The organism is Ensifer sp. GW101-20A05, assembly GCF_059424735.1.
Genome location: NZ_JBWKZT010000004.1, coordinates 17,883 through 32,058, shown reverse-complemented (window position 1 = coordinate 32,058; position 14,176 = coordinate 17,883). Strand labels below are relative to the sequence as shown.

Sequence of the window (14,176 nt, the reverse complement as noted above, 5' to 3'; positions counted from 1 at the left end):
CTCACGTGGCTCGGGGCTTCGGTAGAAGGTCTTATTTGCGGCCTGCGAGGCGCCTGCCCCGCAGGATCAGAAGAATTCGATCGAGCTTTCGGCCGGCTTCGGCGCGATGACCGGACGCTCCTCCAACTGTACGGTGCGCTGCGTCTCGACGCCGGTCAGGGCATATTGCCGAGCCCGGCCGCTGGACGGCCAATATTCGAGCTTGCGACCGTGCTCGCCGCCGGTGCTTTCGCCGACGATGCGGATGCCTTCGTCGAGCAGGAACTGCCGTGCGAAAGCGGCATTCTGTTCGCCGACATTGGAGAAACGCGCGATCGTCTTGGCGCCGCCAAAGATCTTGGCTTCAAGACGATCTCTGCGCGCGCCCTGCTTCAGCAGTCCGTTGATCAGGAGCTCCATGAGATGGACCCCGTAGCGGGTCGCGTCGCCGCCGGAAGCGGGCGACGTCGCGGAACCTGGCAGCAGGAAATGGTTCATGCCGCCGACACCGACCACGGGATCGCGCATACATGCCGCCACACAGGAGCCGAGAATGGTCGACAGCACGATATTGGGATCGTTGAAGACCTTGTACTCGCCCTGGATGACATGCACGCGCTTGCCGGCGGCTTCCATGTTCATTTGAGCGCCCCGAATACGGCTTCGATCGCCGCCTTCATCTTTTCGATGGTGAAGGGCTTGGCGAGCACGTTGTTGGCACCGAGGGCCGCCGCCTTCTGGACGAGGGCACGATCGCCCTGGGCCGTCAGGATGATGAAGGCCGCCTTCTTGGTCGCCGGGTTGGAACGGACCGCCTGCAAGAGGCCAAGACCATCCATCTTCGGCATATTGAAGTCGGAGATCACTAGATGGTGCGGGTTCTGGGCCATGATCTTCATGCCCTGCTCCCCGTCACCGGCGGCGGTGATCTGCTTGAAACCGAGCTGCTGCAGGGCATCACCCAGCAGCAGGCGGCTCGTCACCTGATCGTCAACGATCAGAACTTTGATTTTTTCGGCGATGGACATTATTCGCTTCCTTCCTTGCGGAGCGCCGCTGCTTTCAGGACCTCCTCCCCGATGGAACCGAGGGGGAGCTGGGTTTCAACGGCGCCCAATTCATAGGCGACTCTCGGCATGCCGTAGACGACACATGTCTTTTCGTTTTGTCCGAAGGTCTTTGCCCCGGCATGCCGCATTTTCAGGAGACCGGAGGCGCCATCGCGCCCCATGCCGGTCAGAATGACGCCGATCGCATTGCGGCCGGCGAGTTCAGCAACGGAATCAAACAGCACATCTACCGACGGCCGATGTCCGTTGACCGGTTCGCGATCGACCAGGCGGCAGCAGGGTGCCGTCGCGTTCGCGACCTGCAGATGGCGCTCGCCACCGGGTGCCAGGTAGACCTTGCCGATTTCGAGCCGCGCACCATCCGTCGCCTCCTGCACCGTCGGCGCGCACAGGCGGTTCAACCGCTCGGCAAAGCTCTTGGTGAAGGTGTGCGGCATGTGCTGCGTGATAACGGTCGGCGGGCAATTGGCCGGGAACTTCTGCAACACCGTGATCAGTGCTTCCACGCCGCCGGTCGACGCACCGATGGCGATGATCTTGCGGCCGGCCCGGTATTCCGAAGCCGTGTTCGCGTTGGCGGCAGCGGGAGAGCCCGCGATCTTGTTGCCGGTGATGATGAACTTGCGTTGCGAACGCGCTGCCGCCTTCACCTTGTCGACCAGGCCGGCGAAGGGATGTGGATCGCCCGGGTGCGGCTTGCCGACGCAATCGAAAGCACCGATTTCGAGTGCGGCGATCGTCGCCTCTGCGCCCTTGTGTGTCAGCGTCGAGACCATGATGACCGGCATCGGTCGGAGCCGCATGATCTTGTCGAGGAATTCGAGGCCGTTCATGTTCGGCATTTCGATGTCGAGCGTGACGACATCGGGGTCGAGTTGCTTGATCGCCTGGCGCGCTTCCATTGCGTCGGCCGCCTGGCCAACGACGGTCACATCAGGGTCGGCGTTCAGGACAGCGGTGATCAGGCCACGCATGGTGGCCGAATCGTCAACGACGAGAACACGAGCGGGAGCGGTCATGCCCGTCCTCCATGAAACTTGCCGGTATGGCGGTAGGTGGTGATACCGATGTTGTCGAAGTGCGACTTGGCGTCACCCGACACGCGCTCGGAATGCCCTATGTAAAGATGACCGTCGGTGTTCAGCATGCCGGCGAAGCGCGACCAGATCTTCATCTGCGTCGGTTCATCGAAATAGATGACGACGTTGCGGCAAAAGATGACGTCGAACGGGCCCTTGAACGGCCATTGCGCCATCAGGTTCAGCTCGTTGAAGGTGATCAGGCGCTTGACCCGGTCGTCGACCTGCCACTTGAAGCGGCCGCCGGCATTGACCTCGGAGAACCATTGCTTGCGCATCGCCGGGTTGACGGTTTCAAGCGCGGTTGCGTCATAGGCGCCGGCACGGGCGAGCGCCAGGATCTTCGGATCGATGTCGGTCGCAAGGATGCGGAAGTCGTAGTCGGCCGCGTTCGGCAGCAGCGACAGAACCGTCAGCGCGATCGAATAGGGCTCCTGCCCGTCCGAGCAGGCCGCCGACCAGATACGCACCCGGCCGCCGGCCTTGGCGCGCGCGATCAGCTCCGGCAGCACTTCGGTCTTCAAGTGCTCGAAATGGTGGTTCTCGCGGAAGAACCGCGTGAAGTTGGTGGTCAGGTGCGAAAGCATGTCGCGACGGGCGGCGGCTCCGACGGGCGAAGCGACCAGCTGGCAATAATCCCGGAAGCCCTTGAGCCCGAGATTGCGGATATGCTTCGACAGACGCGAATAGACGAGCGACGCCTTGCTTTCGTTGAGATAGATGCCGGCATCCGCATAGATCATCGCGGCGATCTCGGTGAGATCGCGGCGGGTCAATGGATACTCGCCGCTGGCCAGGCACTCGTCCGGCGACAGCTTCTGTTCGAATGCGACCTGGTTCCTCATGCCGCTTCCCTTTCTTCCTGCGGGAAGATTGCTTCCAGCTCTATGAGGCAGATCATCCGGCCCTCGATCGCCAGCACACCGCGGGCGAAGCTCTTCTCGAACTCCGACGAGACGACGTCGGGTGTCGGCTGGATCTTGTCATTGGTGATGGTCAGGATGTCGGAGACGGCATCGACCAGGAGACCGACGGCCTGGCTTTTGACCTGCGCAACGATGATGACGTGACGCACTGTCGGTTCGGCCGGCTTCATGCCGAGCCGGGCCGAAAGATCGATGATCGGCAGCACCGCACCGCGCAGATTGATGATGCCGAGCATGTAGGACGGCGCATGCGGCATTGCCGTCGCCGGTGTCCATCCACGGATCTCGCGCACGGACATCACGTTCACGCAGAACTCCTGGTCGCCGACGCGGAAAGCGATCAGCTCTCGCCCGTCCGTGGTCAGACTTTTTGCGACATAGGTCATCACATTCATCCAGCAGCGGCGAGAGACATTTCAGGCTTCAGCGACTGGCCACGCGAAGCGGCCACGATCGTGTCGACGTCGAGAATGAGCGCCACGCGGCCGTCGCCGAGAATGGTCGCCGCAGCGATGCCCGGCACGTGGGTGTAGTTGGCCTCGAGGCTCTTGATCACCACCTGGCGCTGCCCCTGGATCGCATCGACCATCAGCGCACGCTGACCGCCACCTTCCGATTCCACCAGAAGTGCTACGCCCTCGACCGGGTTCGCCTGGATGGCGCGGAAATTCAGGATGCGGCCGACGTCGACGAGCGGGCAGAAGGAGTTGCGGATCGAGATCAGCCGCTGGTTGGAGCCGAAGGAATGGATTGCCGAAGCTTCCGGCTGCAGGGTCTCGACGATCGCGGTCAGCGGCACGACGAGCGTCTGGTTGGCGACGGTGACCACCATGCCGTCGAGCACGGCGAGCGTCAGCGGCAGGCTCATGGTGAAGACCGAACCGTGACCCGGCTTCGAGGAGATGTTGATGCGGCCACCGAGCGCCTGGATCGAGCGCTTGACCACGTCCATGCCGACGCCGCGGCCGGAAATGTCGGAGATCTTGTCCGCCGTCGAGAAGCCGGCGTGGAAGATCAGGTTGTCGATCTCTTCGTCCGAGAGATTTGCGTCGGCCGCGATCAGGTCGTTGTCGATCGCCTTCTGGCGCACCTTCTCGCGGTTGATGCCAGCGCCGTCGTCGGCAAGTTCGATGACGATACGGCCTGAGCGATGCTTGGCCGTCAGGCGCACCGTGCCTTCAGCGCTCTTGCCGGCGGCAAGTCGCTTCTCCGGCGTTTCGAGGCCGTGGTCGACCGCGTTGCGGATCATGTGGGTCAGCGGCTCGGCAAGCTTGTCGATGACCGTCTTGTCGACTTCGGTGTTCTCGCCCTCGGTGATCAGGCGGACCGATTTGCCGGTCATGTCGGCGATTTCGCGGACGATGCGCGACATGCGCTGGAACACCGGCTTCACCGGCTGCGCGCGGATCGCCATCACCGAATCCTGGATCTCGCGGGTGAGCTGCTGCAGCTCTTCGAGACCCATGTTGATCGAGGACGTGCCGTTGGCGTCGTTCTCGACGACGCTCTGCGAGAGCATCGCCTGGTTGATGACCAGTTCGCCGACGAGGTTGATCAGGCGATCGACACGGTCGAGATCGACGCGGATCGTCGGCGTGCCGGCCGATGCGGCTGCCTGCTGGGCGGCAGCGCTCTGGGCCGCGCTGGCGGCGGGCGCTGCCTTTTCGGCAGGGGCGCGGGCTGCGGATTGCGCCATCTGCAGCACGTTGCTGGCGGTGCCTGCGGCCGAAACGGCGGCGTTGCGGATGTCCTGCTGTCGGGACGCGAGCTGTTCTTCCTCCTCGACGACACCGACCGAAACCGCCGGCTCATCATCAAGGATCGAAAGATCGAAAGGCACCGGCTGCATCGGCAGCTCTTCGCCCGACTGCGTAGCCTCGTCTTCGACCAGGGAAATCTCCAGGTCGCAATCCCACTCGGCGAATTCGAAGACGGTGCGGATCGCGTCCTCGCCCTTGTCGGTCGCAAGCTGGATCTTCCAGGAGAAATAGGCGCTCTCCGGGCTCAGCCGCTCGAGCGTCGGCAGTGCGCCCATGTCGCAATGGATGCTCATTTCGCCAAGGCGGGAGAGGTCGCGCAGAAGCAGCGTTGCCTCATTGCCCTTGGCATAGAGATCGGACTTCGGCTTGAAGACGATCTCGTAGGTGGGCATTTCCATCAGCGGCGGTTCTTCGGCAGCGTCGAAGTCGTCGAAGGAGAAAGCGACCGGCTGGAAGCCTTCGTCGTTGACCGGCGGCGGGGCCGCGGCGGCAACGGGCTTGGCAACCACTTCGACCGGCGCTGCGGACGCTTGCGGCACTTCGCCATTCGCCAAAGCCTCGAGCTCCTTGATCAGCTGACGGCTGCGCGCCTCGTCGACGCTGCCGCCGTCGCGGGCGGCATTGGTGAGGTCGGCGAGCACATCGGCCGACTTCAGCATGACCTTCAGAACCTCCGGACCGGGATCGAGCCGGTTGGAACGAACGCAATCAAGGGTCGTCTCGAACACATGCGCGAAGGAGACGAGGTCGTCGAGCCCAAAGGCGCCGGCGCCACCCTTGATCGAGTGCACCGCGCGGAACACCGCATTGACCGTTTCCGGGTCGCGGTCGCCGTCATTGAGCTTCAGCAGACCCGATTCCAGTTCAGCGAGTTGCTCCTCGCACTCCTGGAAGAAGATCTCTTTGATTTCGTTCATATCCATTGGAGGCTATCCTCGGACTTCAGGCCGTTACGCGCTCGATTGCATCGATGAGTTTCGTCGGGTCGAACGGCTTGACGATCCAGCCCGTTGCCCCCGCCTGGCGCGCGCGGTTCTTCTTTTCCGCATCGCTTTCGGTGGTCAGCACCAGGATCGGGATGGCGCGGTAGCGATCGTTCTTGCGCACGCCTTCGATGAAACCGAAACCGTCGAGACGCGGCATGTTGATGTCGGTGACGATCACATCGGGGTTGGCTTCTTCCAGAACCTCAAGTCCCTCGACGCCGTCCTCGGCCTGGATCGTTTCGAACCCGGCATTGTTCAGCGTGACCAGCAGCATGTTTCGGATCGTCCGGGAGTCGTCGACCGTCAGAACTCGCTTCTTCATTTCTCAAATCTCCTTTGCCACCAGATGATCGATCTCGACCCCGATGAGCTGTGTCGTTTTCTCGAAAGCGTCCGACACCTTGCTGAAGGTGAAAGACAAATGATCCTCTTCCCAGGTCTTGGCGCCGGCCATCAGCACCTGGACACAAAGCGTGCCCACCCGCTCGACCGCCGAAGCGTCGATCACGATGTCGCTGCCTTTCAGAGCGATCAGCTTCTCGTGCAACGCCGTCGCCTCATTCAGGTCCAGCACCGGAGCGAGGCTAAGCGTCTTCTGAGCGGTCTTCTTGCTGGCCATTCCTGTCTTCCTCGACTGCTAACTCTGTACTGCTCTTGAAATCAGCGCTGCCATCCGGCGAGCTGCCGTTGCGGCCCGTCGTCGAACAGCGGCAGTCCCGGCTCTTCAGCAACTACGCCCAGGGCCGGCCGGCTCGGTTCGCGACCGACAGCTGACGAAACGGGATGACGCCGCTCCAGACGAAACCGACGGATGGTTTCGCCAAGCTCGACGATGACGGTGTGGAGATCGTCCGACGAACGCGCGGTTTCTCCCGCCAGGGCAGCACTTGCCTGCACGCCCTGGGAGATCGTGCCGATCTCGGCGGCAACGCCCCGGAGGTCGCCGACCTGTTGCTCCGCTTCGCGGGCTATGCCGGAAACGGCCGAATTGATCGACGTGACCTGCTCGACGATGCTGCTGATCGCGTCCTGCGTGCGGCCGACGATCTCGACACCGGATTCGACCTGCGCCTTGGTGCCGGAGACGAGCTGCTTGATTTCGCGGGCCGCCTCACCGGAGCGCTGCGCGAGGGCGCGCACTTCCTGGGCGACAACGGCAAAGCCGCGACCGCTGTCGCCGGCCCGCGCCGCTTCGATGCCGGCATTGAGCGCCAGCAGATTGGTCTGGAAGGCGATCTCGTCGATCACGCCGATGATCTGGCCGATCTTTTCGGCCGATGCCTCGATGTCGGCCATGGCGCTGATCGCCTGGCCGGCGATTTCGCCGCTGCGCTCGACGGCGATGCGGGTTTCGTTGGCCTTCGTCTCCGTGGCGCTGATGCGACCGGAGCCGCTCGCCATGCGTCCGGCCATGTCAGCAAGTGCTGCAAGCTGCCCGGACAGCGCATCGGCTTCGACACTCGCCTTGTCCGAAAAGGTAGCCACGTTTCCGCGCATGCGATCGACCAGAGCTTCGGCGGAACGGTTGTGGTGGTCAGATGCCTGCAGGCTCTGTTGAATTTGTTCCAGGGCCGCATTCAGACTGGCGACGATCGGCTGATAGGCTTCCGCTGCCGCTTCCGGCAGTCGCACGCCGAGATCGCCCTGGCTCAAACTCTCGGCAAAGTCGCCGAAGAGCGCCTTGACTTCCTGTTCGTCGGCGCTGCGCTGCTCGGTCAGCTGCCGCTGGTGCTGCTGGCGCAGGGCATTGAAACGGAGCGAAACGCCGATCTCGGTGTCGACGAAGACGGTACGCACCAGCGCGGCGACGAGGTCGCAGAGCTCGCGGCGACGCGCCTTGCCCATCGGCAGGAAAGATCTCGGCCAGGCCTCTTCGATGAGACCGACGAGCAGATGTTCGAGCACGACCGCATGGCTGGCCATCTGCCAGCGCGGATCGAGACCCATGCGGCTTGCCGTGTCGGCGAGCACCTTGACGCGCTCGGCATAGAGCCCATCGAAACGCGCGTCGGTCAGCACGTTCCAGTGCGACGACTGAAGATCCTGGAGGCGATAGATCTGGCGATCGCTGTCGAAATGGCGGGCGGCATCGGGATAGGTCTGGAGGCGCTGGAAAAGGTCGCGAAGCGCCTGGTCGATGCGGGGAGAAAGCTTCTGTCTATGATCCCGGACGCGGTTGCAGCTCTCATCGTCGAGCCCGGCAAAACGCAAGCGCTCCAGCAGGCTGCCTGCCTGGCCCTTCCTTGCCTGTTCTGACGATGCTTCCTGCCTCAACGCTGATCCCCGGGTAATGCGCGTTTTCGAATTTGCCTGGGGAGGTTCAAGGGGAGCCACAGTCCACCGGACGTGCACGCCACATCGATGAGATCAGCCCCCGCCAGCAGCGTCTGCTATCGTTCATCCCGCAAGTAAATTCGGTGAAGAATGGATACCGGACCGGAACCGGTACGGCGGGGCGGCATCATGCCTTGAGGAGACTTGTGAATTATCCCATTCCGACGTGTGGGACCATGTTTATGGTTAATTCCTTGCTTGAAGGTTAACGGTCCCTCGCCTCTAATCGGATTCACTAAAATTCGCAGGGTGTTTTCACGGGCCATTTTTGCACCGCAACAAAACTGTAATAAAGCCCCTGGATTACAACAGGTTCTCACTCACAAGAGTTTAGAATTGTACTTCGACTTGCGCTCGCGTATCGAAGCGAAAGTGAAGTGGGCGCTCAATGCGCGAAGAAACCTTCGCAAGAGCGGGATGAGGAAAAGTGTGTGCGGTTTTCCTCCCGCATCCCGCTCTAAGTTATAAGAAATCGATCACGTTTATGATTGGAGTCGCTGCGACCCAAATCATTGTGATCTAGGCAAAGCGACATCATGACGATGCGCTTACAGGAAACGAACAATGATTGTTCTTGGTATTGGCGCCGCACTCACAGCAATCCTGACAATGATGGCAGTATCGATCGTGCTCAACATCGAGCATAACCGCTCGGCAAAGCGCAGCTCTGTGTTTTGAGCAGGCTCAGGCCCGTATCTTCCTGATACAGCCAAGCATCTTGCGGCCGTGAGCGAATGTTCTATGGCCGCTTTTCTTTGCCTGTATGCTTGAGTGCCGCCTCGCGCCATGCCTGCGCATAGATGACGAAGCTCTCGGGAATCTCGCCCGCAACCGGCTCGATCCCGGTCCTGACCCTCGATCCCTGGACGAGGCAGGCTGCACCGAGGCTCGTGCCCGTAACATTCTGGGGATCGGCGAAGACCGGCCTTCCGGTCGCCGCTGCGAGCATGCGCAGATAGGCCTTGTTTGCGGCAAACGGTCCCTCGACGACGACCTCCCCGCGCGCGCCGATCAGATCGAGGCAAGTGGCCGTCATCAGCGCCAGGTGAAACGAGACGACGGCAAAACGCTCGGCGGCGCCAAGCGCCTGTTCGTCGGTCGTCCAGATCGCCTTCGAAGCCGGAAAGGGACCAGACCCCTCGGGAATGGACGGCAGCAGCATGTGGCCGGCCTTGGCGACCGTCTCTTCCACATCCGGCGATGCGGGAACCGACCCCTCCCCCAGCAGAAGCTGGAAGGCGCGGCCGCCCATGAAGCGGGCCGAGGGCACGGGCTCGCCGAGCGCGTTGACGTTGATGAGCGTGTCGCGGCGCTCGTCGAGTGCCTTCGGCTCCGCGCCGACCGCCAGCATGACGACCCAGGTACCCGTGGACACCACCGAGAATGGCGAAGCGCGCGTCAGTAGATGCGGGAGCAGCGATGCGTTGGAATCATGAATGCCGCAATAGACGGGCGTGCCGGCGGCAATGCCGGTTGCGGCACAGAGCTCCGGCCGCAGGGCACCAGCGATATCACTCGCCTTCAGCACCGGTGCGAAGAGAGGCATCCACCCCTGGCGTTCGACCAGAGACGAGAACGTTCCGGCTATTGGGTTCCAGAGATCCGTATGGCAGCCGAGCGAGGTCAACTCGTTGCAGAGCACGCCCGTCAGCCGGTAGGTCCAGTATTGCGCATAGGTGAGGATCGACGCGACTCGCGCAAAATCCTCCGGAAAGGTCTTCTGCTGCCAATAGAGTTGCGCGCCGACATTGAGGCCCATAGGCAGGCGTGCAGAGCCAGTCTCGGAAAACGGGGGCCGCGCCACATCATATTCAGCGGCAAGGCTGTCGGGGCCGGCGTATTCATAGTCCAGCACCGGAAGCGCAAGGTGGCCTGCCGGATCGAGCACCACCGCTGTCGCGCCGTGCGTGGTAATGGAGATGGCGTCGAAAGCGTGTTCGGCGTTGAGCGCCGCGAGGCTCTCGAGCAGGAACGCCCAGAGGTGCTCGACATCGAAATGCGGATAGGGACCGGAAGTAAGCACCACATTCGCCGTCTTGCGGACGGCGATCTCCTCGAACCGCTCGAGATCGACGGCCGCGACCTTCGCATTGGTCTTGCCGATATCGATGACGCCAACGACCCGCATCGCATCAGTCCATATGAAAGACGGTCTGGAGCGGCACCGCCACCGGCTCGTTATCGCCACGGGTTTCCATGATATCGGCCATATAGGCCCACCACTTCTGCATGATCGGATGGGAGGGCAGGTCGGCCATGCGGTGATCGTCAGTGCGCCAGAGCACGCCGAAGAGCAGGCTGGTCTCCTCGTCCAGATGGATGGAATAGTCGGAGACACCCGCCTCCTTCAGGAGCGCCGCCAGCTCCGGCCAGATGGCATCGTGCCGTGCCTTGTATTCGGCCGCCATGCCCGAGTTCAGCCTCATGCGGAAGGCATATTTTTCCATCGGAACCTCAATGCGCAAGACGGGCGCGGGCGCGCCGCCAGAGGATGGGGAGTGCGATCACCGAGATCAGCAGCAGGCCGATGAAGATCGACATGACGATACCAGGCACGTTGAGCAGGCCGAAGCCGAAGGTCACCATGCCCATAATCAGCGCCGCGAGCACGACGCCCGGGATGGTTCCGGAGCCGCCAAGAATGTTGACGCCGCCAAGCACGACCATCGTCACCACCTCAAGCTCCCAGCCGAGCGCGATCGAGGGGCGGGTGGAGCCGAGACGCGATGTCAGGCAGATCGAGGCAAGCCCCGCCATCAGGCCGGTCAAAAGAAACAGGATGAACTTGATACGCCCCACCCGGATACCGGAAAAAAGCGCTGCAGTCTGATTGTTGCCAATGGCATAGACCGCGCGGCCGAAATTGGACTTGTGCAGAACGACGCCGTAGACGACCGCGAGGATGACGAACAGCGTGAACTCGAAGGAGAACACCCACCAGACATAGCCCTGGCCGAACCAGGAGAAACTGTCGGGATAGCCGGTGAAGGCCTGGTCGCCGAGAATGATGAAGGAGAGCCCGCGGAAGAGGCTCATGGTGCCGATGGTCACCACGATCGACGGCAGCCCGAGACCGGTGATCAACAGGCCGTTGACCGCGCCGCAAATGAGGCCGACGGAAAGACCGATCGCCACGAGAGCCGGCGTGTCGAAGCCGAGCTGGACGGCATAACCCATCGCCGTCGAGGTGAGCGCGATGATTGAGGCCACTGAGAGATCGATCTCACCGGAGATGATCACCAGCGCCATGGCAAAGGCGATCATCGCCTTTTCGGTGAAGTTGAAGGTCGCGTCCGAAAGGTTCCAGGGATCGAGGAAATAGGGCGACGCCAGCGAGTTGCCGAGGAAGATCAGGCAGGCGACGACGAACAGCAGGCTTTCCCAGCTCTTCAGAAGCCGCGTGCCCCGGCCTTCCAGCCGATCAGGAATATGGCGGGGAGCAAGGTGGGTTTCGGCCATCAGACAGCCTCCGCTTTTCTCAGGATGACGCGTCCCTTGCGCCGCTCGGCGCGGGCGTTGACGGCAACGGCGATGATGATGACCATGCCCGAAATCGCCATCTGGGCGAAGGGCGAGATGTTGATGACCGGCAGGGCGTTCTTGATCACGCCGAGAAACAGCGCGCCGAGCACCGCGCCCGCCACGGTACCGATGCCGCCGGCGATCGAGATGCCGCCGATGACACAGGCCGCGATGATGTCGAGCTCGAAGCCGGCGGCGATGTCGACATAGGCGACGGCATAACGGGACACCCAGAGATAGCCGGAAAGCCCGGCGAGCGCACCCGAAAGGCAATAGGCCGAGAAGCGGGTGCGGCCGACATCGATGCCGGTATAGACGGCCGCATGCGGATTGCCGCCGACCGCATAGAAGGCGCGTCCGAGGGCGGTGCGGCTCATGAGTAGGAACATCAGCGCGATCACGACCAGCGACAGCCAGGAAAGAACCGGGAAGCCGAAGAGCGCGTCGCGCGGCAGCGCCTTGAATGCATCACTCATCTGGTGCGCGTTGATCCACTTGCCGTCGGTCAAGAGGAAGATCAGGCCGCGATAGATAGTGAGCGTGCCGAGTGTCACGACGATCGGCGGAATATCGAGTTTCCAGACGAGCGCGCCGTTGATCATACCGAGCAACGCGCCGAGCGCGATCGCGGCGAGCATGATCAGTGGGATCGGCAGGCCCGGAAAAGCAGCGTTCAGCATCGCCGCGACCATGCCGGAGAGCGCCAGGTTGGCAGCCATCGAAAGGTCGATGCAGCGCGTCAGGATCACAGCCATCTGGCCGAGCGCCAGGATAATGAGGATCGAGGTGTCGTTATAGACGCGCGCCAAGTTCGCGGGTGCGACGAAGGGCGGGAAACGCCAGGTGATCAGCGCGAGCAGTACGGCAATCGCGCCAACGAGCAGAAGCTCACGATTCTTGAGAAACTTCGCCATCACGCGGCCTCCTGAATGCCGGCAGCGGCACGCACCAGCTTTTCGGCCGTCAGATCGACACGCTCGAAGCGCCCGGCGATCCGCCCCTCGCGCATGACGATGACGCGGTCGGACATGCCCATGATCTCGGGGATTTCCGAGGAGACCATGATGACGCTGAGGCCTTGAGCCGCAAGCTCGCTCATGAAGGCGTGCACGGCCGCCTTCGAGCCGATGTCGATGCCCTTGGTCGGCTCGTCGAGAATGATCACCTTTGGCTTCGTCGCCAGCCACTTGGCGATGACGACCTTCTGCTGATTGCCGCCCGAGAGCGTGCCGACGTCCTGGTCGAGCGAGGCGGCGCGCAAGTCGAGGCGCGCGGTGTACTCGCGGGCGAGCGCGAATTCATTGGCGAGTTTCAGGAAACCCGAGCGCGAGGTGCGCGACAGCGAGGGCAGCGTGACGTTCTGGAAGATTGGCAGACCGATAATTGCCCCTTGGCGGCCGCGCTCTTCGGGCACGTAGACGATGCCGCTGCGGATCGCCTCGGAGGGGCTGCGGATCACCAGCACCTGGCCGTCGAGCCGGACAGCGCCGGCAGAGGGCCGGGTCACGCCGATCAGCGACTGCATGAATTCCGATCGGCCGGCGCCGACGAGACCGTAGAAACCGAGGATCTCGCCGCGGCGAAGCTCGAAATTGATGTCCTCGAATTCGGTCGGATGGCGGTAGCCCGAGACGGTCAGAACCGGCTCGCCGATCGCCACTTCCTTCTTCGGGTAGACCGAACCGACGGCGCGGCCGACCATGAGGCGCACCAGTTGGTCCTGGCTGACATCGGCAATCAGGCCCTCATCCACCATCGTTCCATCGCGGAAGACGGTGTAGCGATCGGCAATGCGGAAGATCTCGTCGAACTTGTGGCTGATGAAGAGGATCGCCTTGCCGTCAGCCTTCAACCGCTCGACGAGCGCATAGAGCTCGTGGATCTCCTTGTGCGACAGCGCGGCGGTCGGCTCGTCCATGATGACCACCTGGGCATCGACGGACAGCGCGCGGGCGATCGCGACGAGATGTTTCTTGGCAATGCCGAGATCACGCAGGCGGATCGTCGGATCGAGATCGGCACCGGCGCGCGCAAGCAACGCGCGCGCATCAGTATTGAGCTTCTTCCAGTCGATCAGCCCGAAACGGTTGCGCGGGGCGTGGCCGAGGAAGATGTTTTCGGCGACCGAAAGCTCGTCGAAAAGCACGGTTTCCTGGTGGATCGCTGTGACGCCGGCACGCGCTGCGGCAAGTGCCGTCGGGAAATGGACCTCCTGCTCCGCAACGCGGATCGTGCCGCCATCCGGCTGATAGATGCCGGTGAGGATCTTCACCAGCGTCGATTTTCCGGCGCCGTTTTCGCCGATCAGCGCGGTCACCGACCCCGGATAGAGCGACAGCGAAACGTCGGAAAGCGCCTTCACGCCGGGGAAGGATTTTGAGATCCCCTCAAGCGCGATGGCGGGCTTCATCCGCGATGTGAGCGTATCCTGGAGCAAGTTCCATTCCGCCTGATCTATGTGCCTGACATCGAGGGCACCGCAGTCTGCAATGCCCCTCTCCTCGGGTTTAACCCGAGGAC

The 14,176-nt window shown here is 62.5% G+C and carries 14 protein-coding genes; all 14 read right to left on the bottom strand.

The genetic code is table 11. From position 1 onward, the window contains the following. Positions 1 to 66: 66 nt before the first annotated feature. The 14 genes from cheD to AC070A_RS11990 all read right to left on the bottom strand — a co-directional run bounded on the left by cheD (position 67) and on the right by AC070A_RS11990 (position 14,066). Positions 67 to 621: a chemoreceptor glutamine deamidase CheD gene (cheD, locus tag AC070A_RS12055; RefSeq protein WP_057248195.1), complete on the bottom strand. Its 555-nt coding sequence runs from the start codon at positions 619 to 621 to the stop codon at positions 67 to 69. Beyond that, entirely contained in the window at positions 618 to 1,007 is a 390-nt protein-coding gene (locus AC070A_RS12050) for a response regulator (protein ID WP_025425902.1), read from the bottom strand. The genes cheD and AC070A_RS12050 overlap by 4 nt, the downstream gene beginning before the upstream one ends. Beyond that, entirely contained in the window at positions 1,007 to 2,068 is a 1,062-nt protein-coding gene (locus tag AC070A_RS12045; protein WP_057248194.1) for a protein-glutamate methylesterase/protein-glutamine glutaminase, read from the bottom strand. Before AC070A_RS12045 ends, AC070A_RS12050 begins: the two co-directional genes overlap by 1 nt. Next, a complete protein-coding gene (gene cheR / locus AC070A_RS12040; protein ID WP_058328712.1) occupies positions 2,065 to 2,973 on the bottom strand; it encodes a protein-glutamate O-methyltransferase CheR in 909 nt (302 codons plus the stop codon). Before cheR ends, AC070A_RS12045 begins: the two co-directional genes overlap by 4 nt. Then, positions 2,970 to 3,440, bottom strand: a complete 471-nt coding sequence (locus tag AC070A_RS12035) for a chemotaxis protein CheW (RefSeq protein WP_058328716.1) — start codon at positions 3,438 to 3,440, stop codon at positions 2,970 to 2,972. The genes cheR and AC070A_RS12035 overlap by 4 nt, the downstream gene beginning before the upstream one ends. A 5-nt stretch (positions 3,441 to 3,445) precedes the next feature. Beyond that, complete coding sequence (locus AC070A_RS12030) at positions 3,446 to 5,737, bottom strand: chemotaxis protein CheA (RefSeq protein WP_112994378.1); 2,292 nt, start codon at positions 5,735 to 5,737, stop codon at positions 3,446 to 3,448. A 19-nt stretch (positions 5,738 to 5,756) separates the two neighbouring features. Next, positions 5,757 to 6,122 (bottom strand): response regulator, encoded by a 366-nt coding sequence (locus AC070A_RS12025; RefSeq protein ID WP_025425897.1) that lies wholly within the window; start codon positions 6,120 to 6,122, stop codon positions 5,757 to 5,759. 3 nt (positions 6,123 to 6,125) lie between these two features. Further along, complete coding sequence (locus AC070A_RS12020) at positions 6,126 to 6,419, bottom strand: STAS domain-containing protein (RefSeq protein ID WP_057248191.1); 294 nt, start codon at positions 6,417 to 6,419, stop codon at positions 6,126 to 6,128. 41 nt (positions 6,420 to 6,460) lie between these two features. Continuing rightward, positions 6,461 to 8,074: a globin-coupled sensor protein gene (locus tag AC070A_RS12015; RefSeq protein ID WP_112994379.1), complete on the bottom strand. Its 1,614-nt coding sequence runs from the start codon at positions 8,072 to 8,074 to the stop codon at positions 6,461 to 6,463. A 799-nt stretch (positions 8,075 to 8,873) separates the two neighbouring features. Further along, positions 8,874 to 10,262, bottom strand: coding sequence for an FGGY-family carbohydrate kinase (locus AC070A_RS12010; protein WP_112994380.1), 1,389 nt, complete (start codon positions 10,260 to 10,262; stop codon positions 8,874 to 8,876). Positions 10,263 to 10,266: 4 nt separating this feature from the next. Next, a complete protein-coding gene (rhaM, locus tag AC070A_RS12005) occupies positions 10,267 to 10,581 on the bottom strand; it encodes an L-rhamnose mutarotase (protein WP_112994381.1) in 315 nt (104 codons plus the stop codon). Between the two features lie 7 nt (positions 10,582 to 10,588). Then, entirely contained in the window at positions 10,589 to 11,593 is a 1,005-nt protein-coding gene (locus AC070A_RS12000) for an ABC transporter permease (RefSeq protein ID WP_112994382.1), read from the bottom strand. After that, complete coding sequence (locus tag AC070A_RS11995; RefSeq protein WP_093231943.1) at positions 11,593 to 12,573, bottom strand: ABC transporter permease; 981 nt, start codon at positions 12,571 to 12,573, stop codon at positions 11,593 to 11,595. Before AC070A_RS11995 ends, AC070A_RS12000 begins: the two co-directional genes overlap by 1 nt. Further along, the gene (locus AC070A_RS11990; protein ID WP_112994383.1) at positions 12,570 to 14,066 is read right to left on the bottom strand and encodes a sugar ABC transporter ATP-binding protein; all 1,497 of its coding nucleotides are present in this window, start codon (positions 14,064 to 14,066) and stop codon (positions 12,570 to 12,572) included. Before AC070A_RS11990 ends, AC070A_RS11995 begins: the two co-directional genes overlap by 4 nt. Positions 14,067 to 14,176 lie beyond the last annotated feature (110 nt).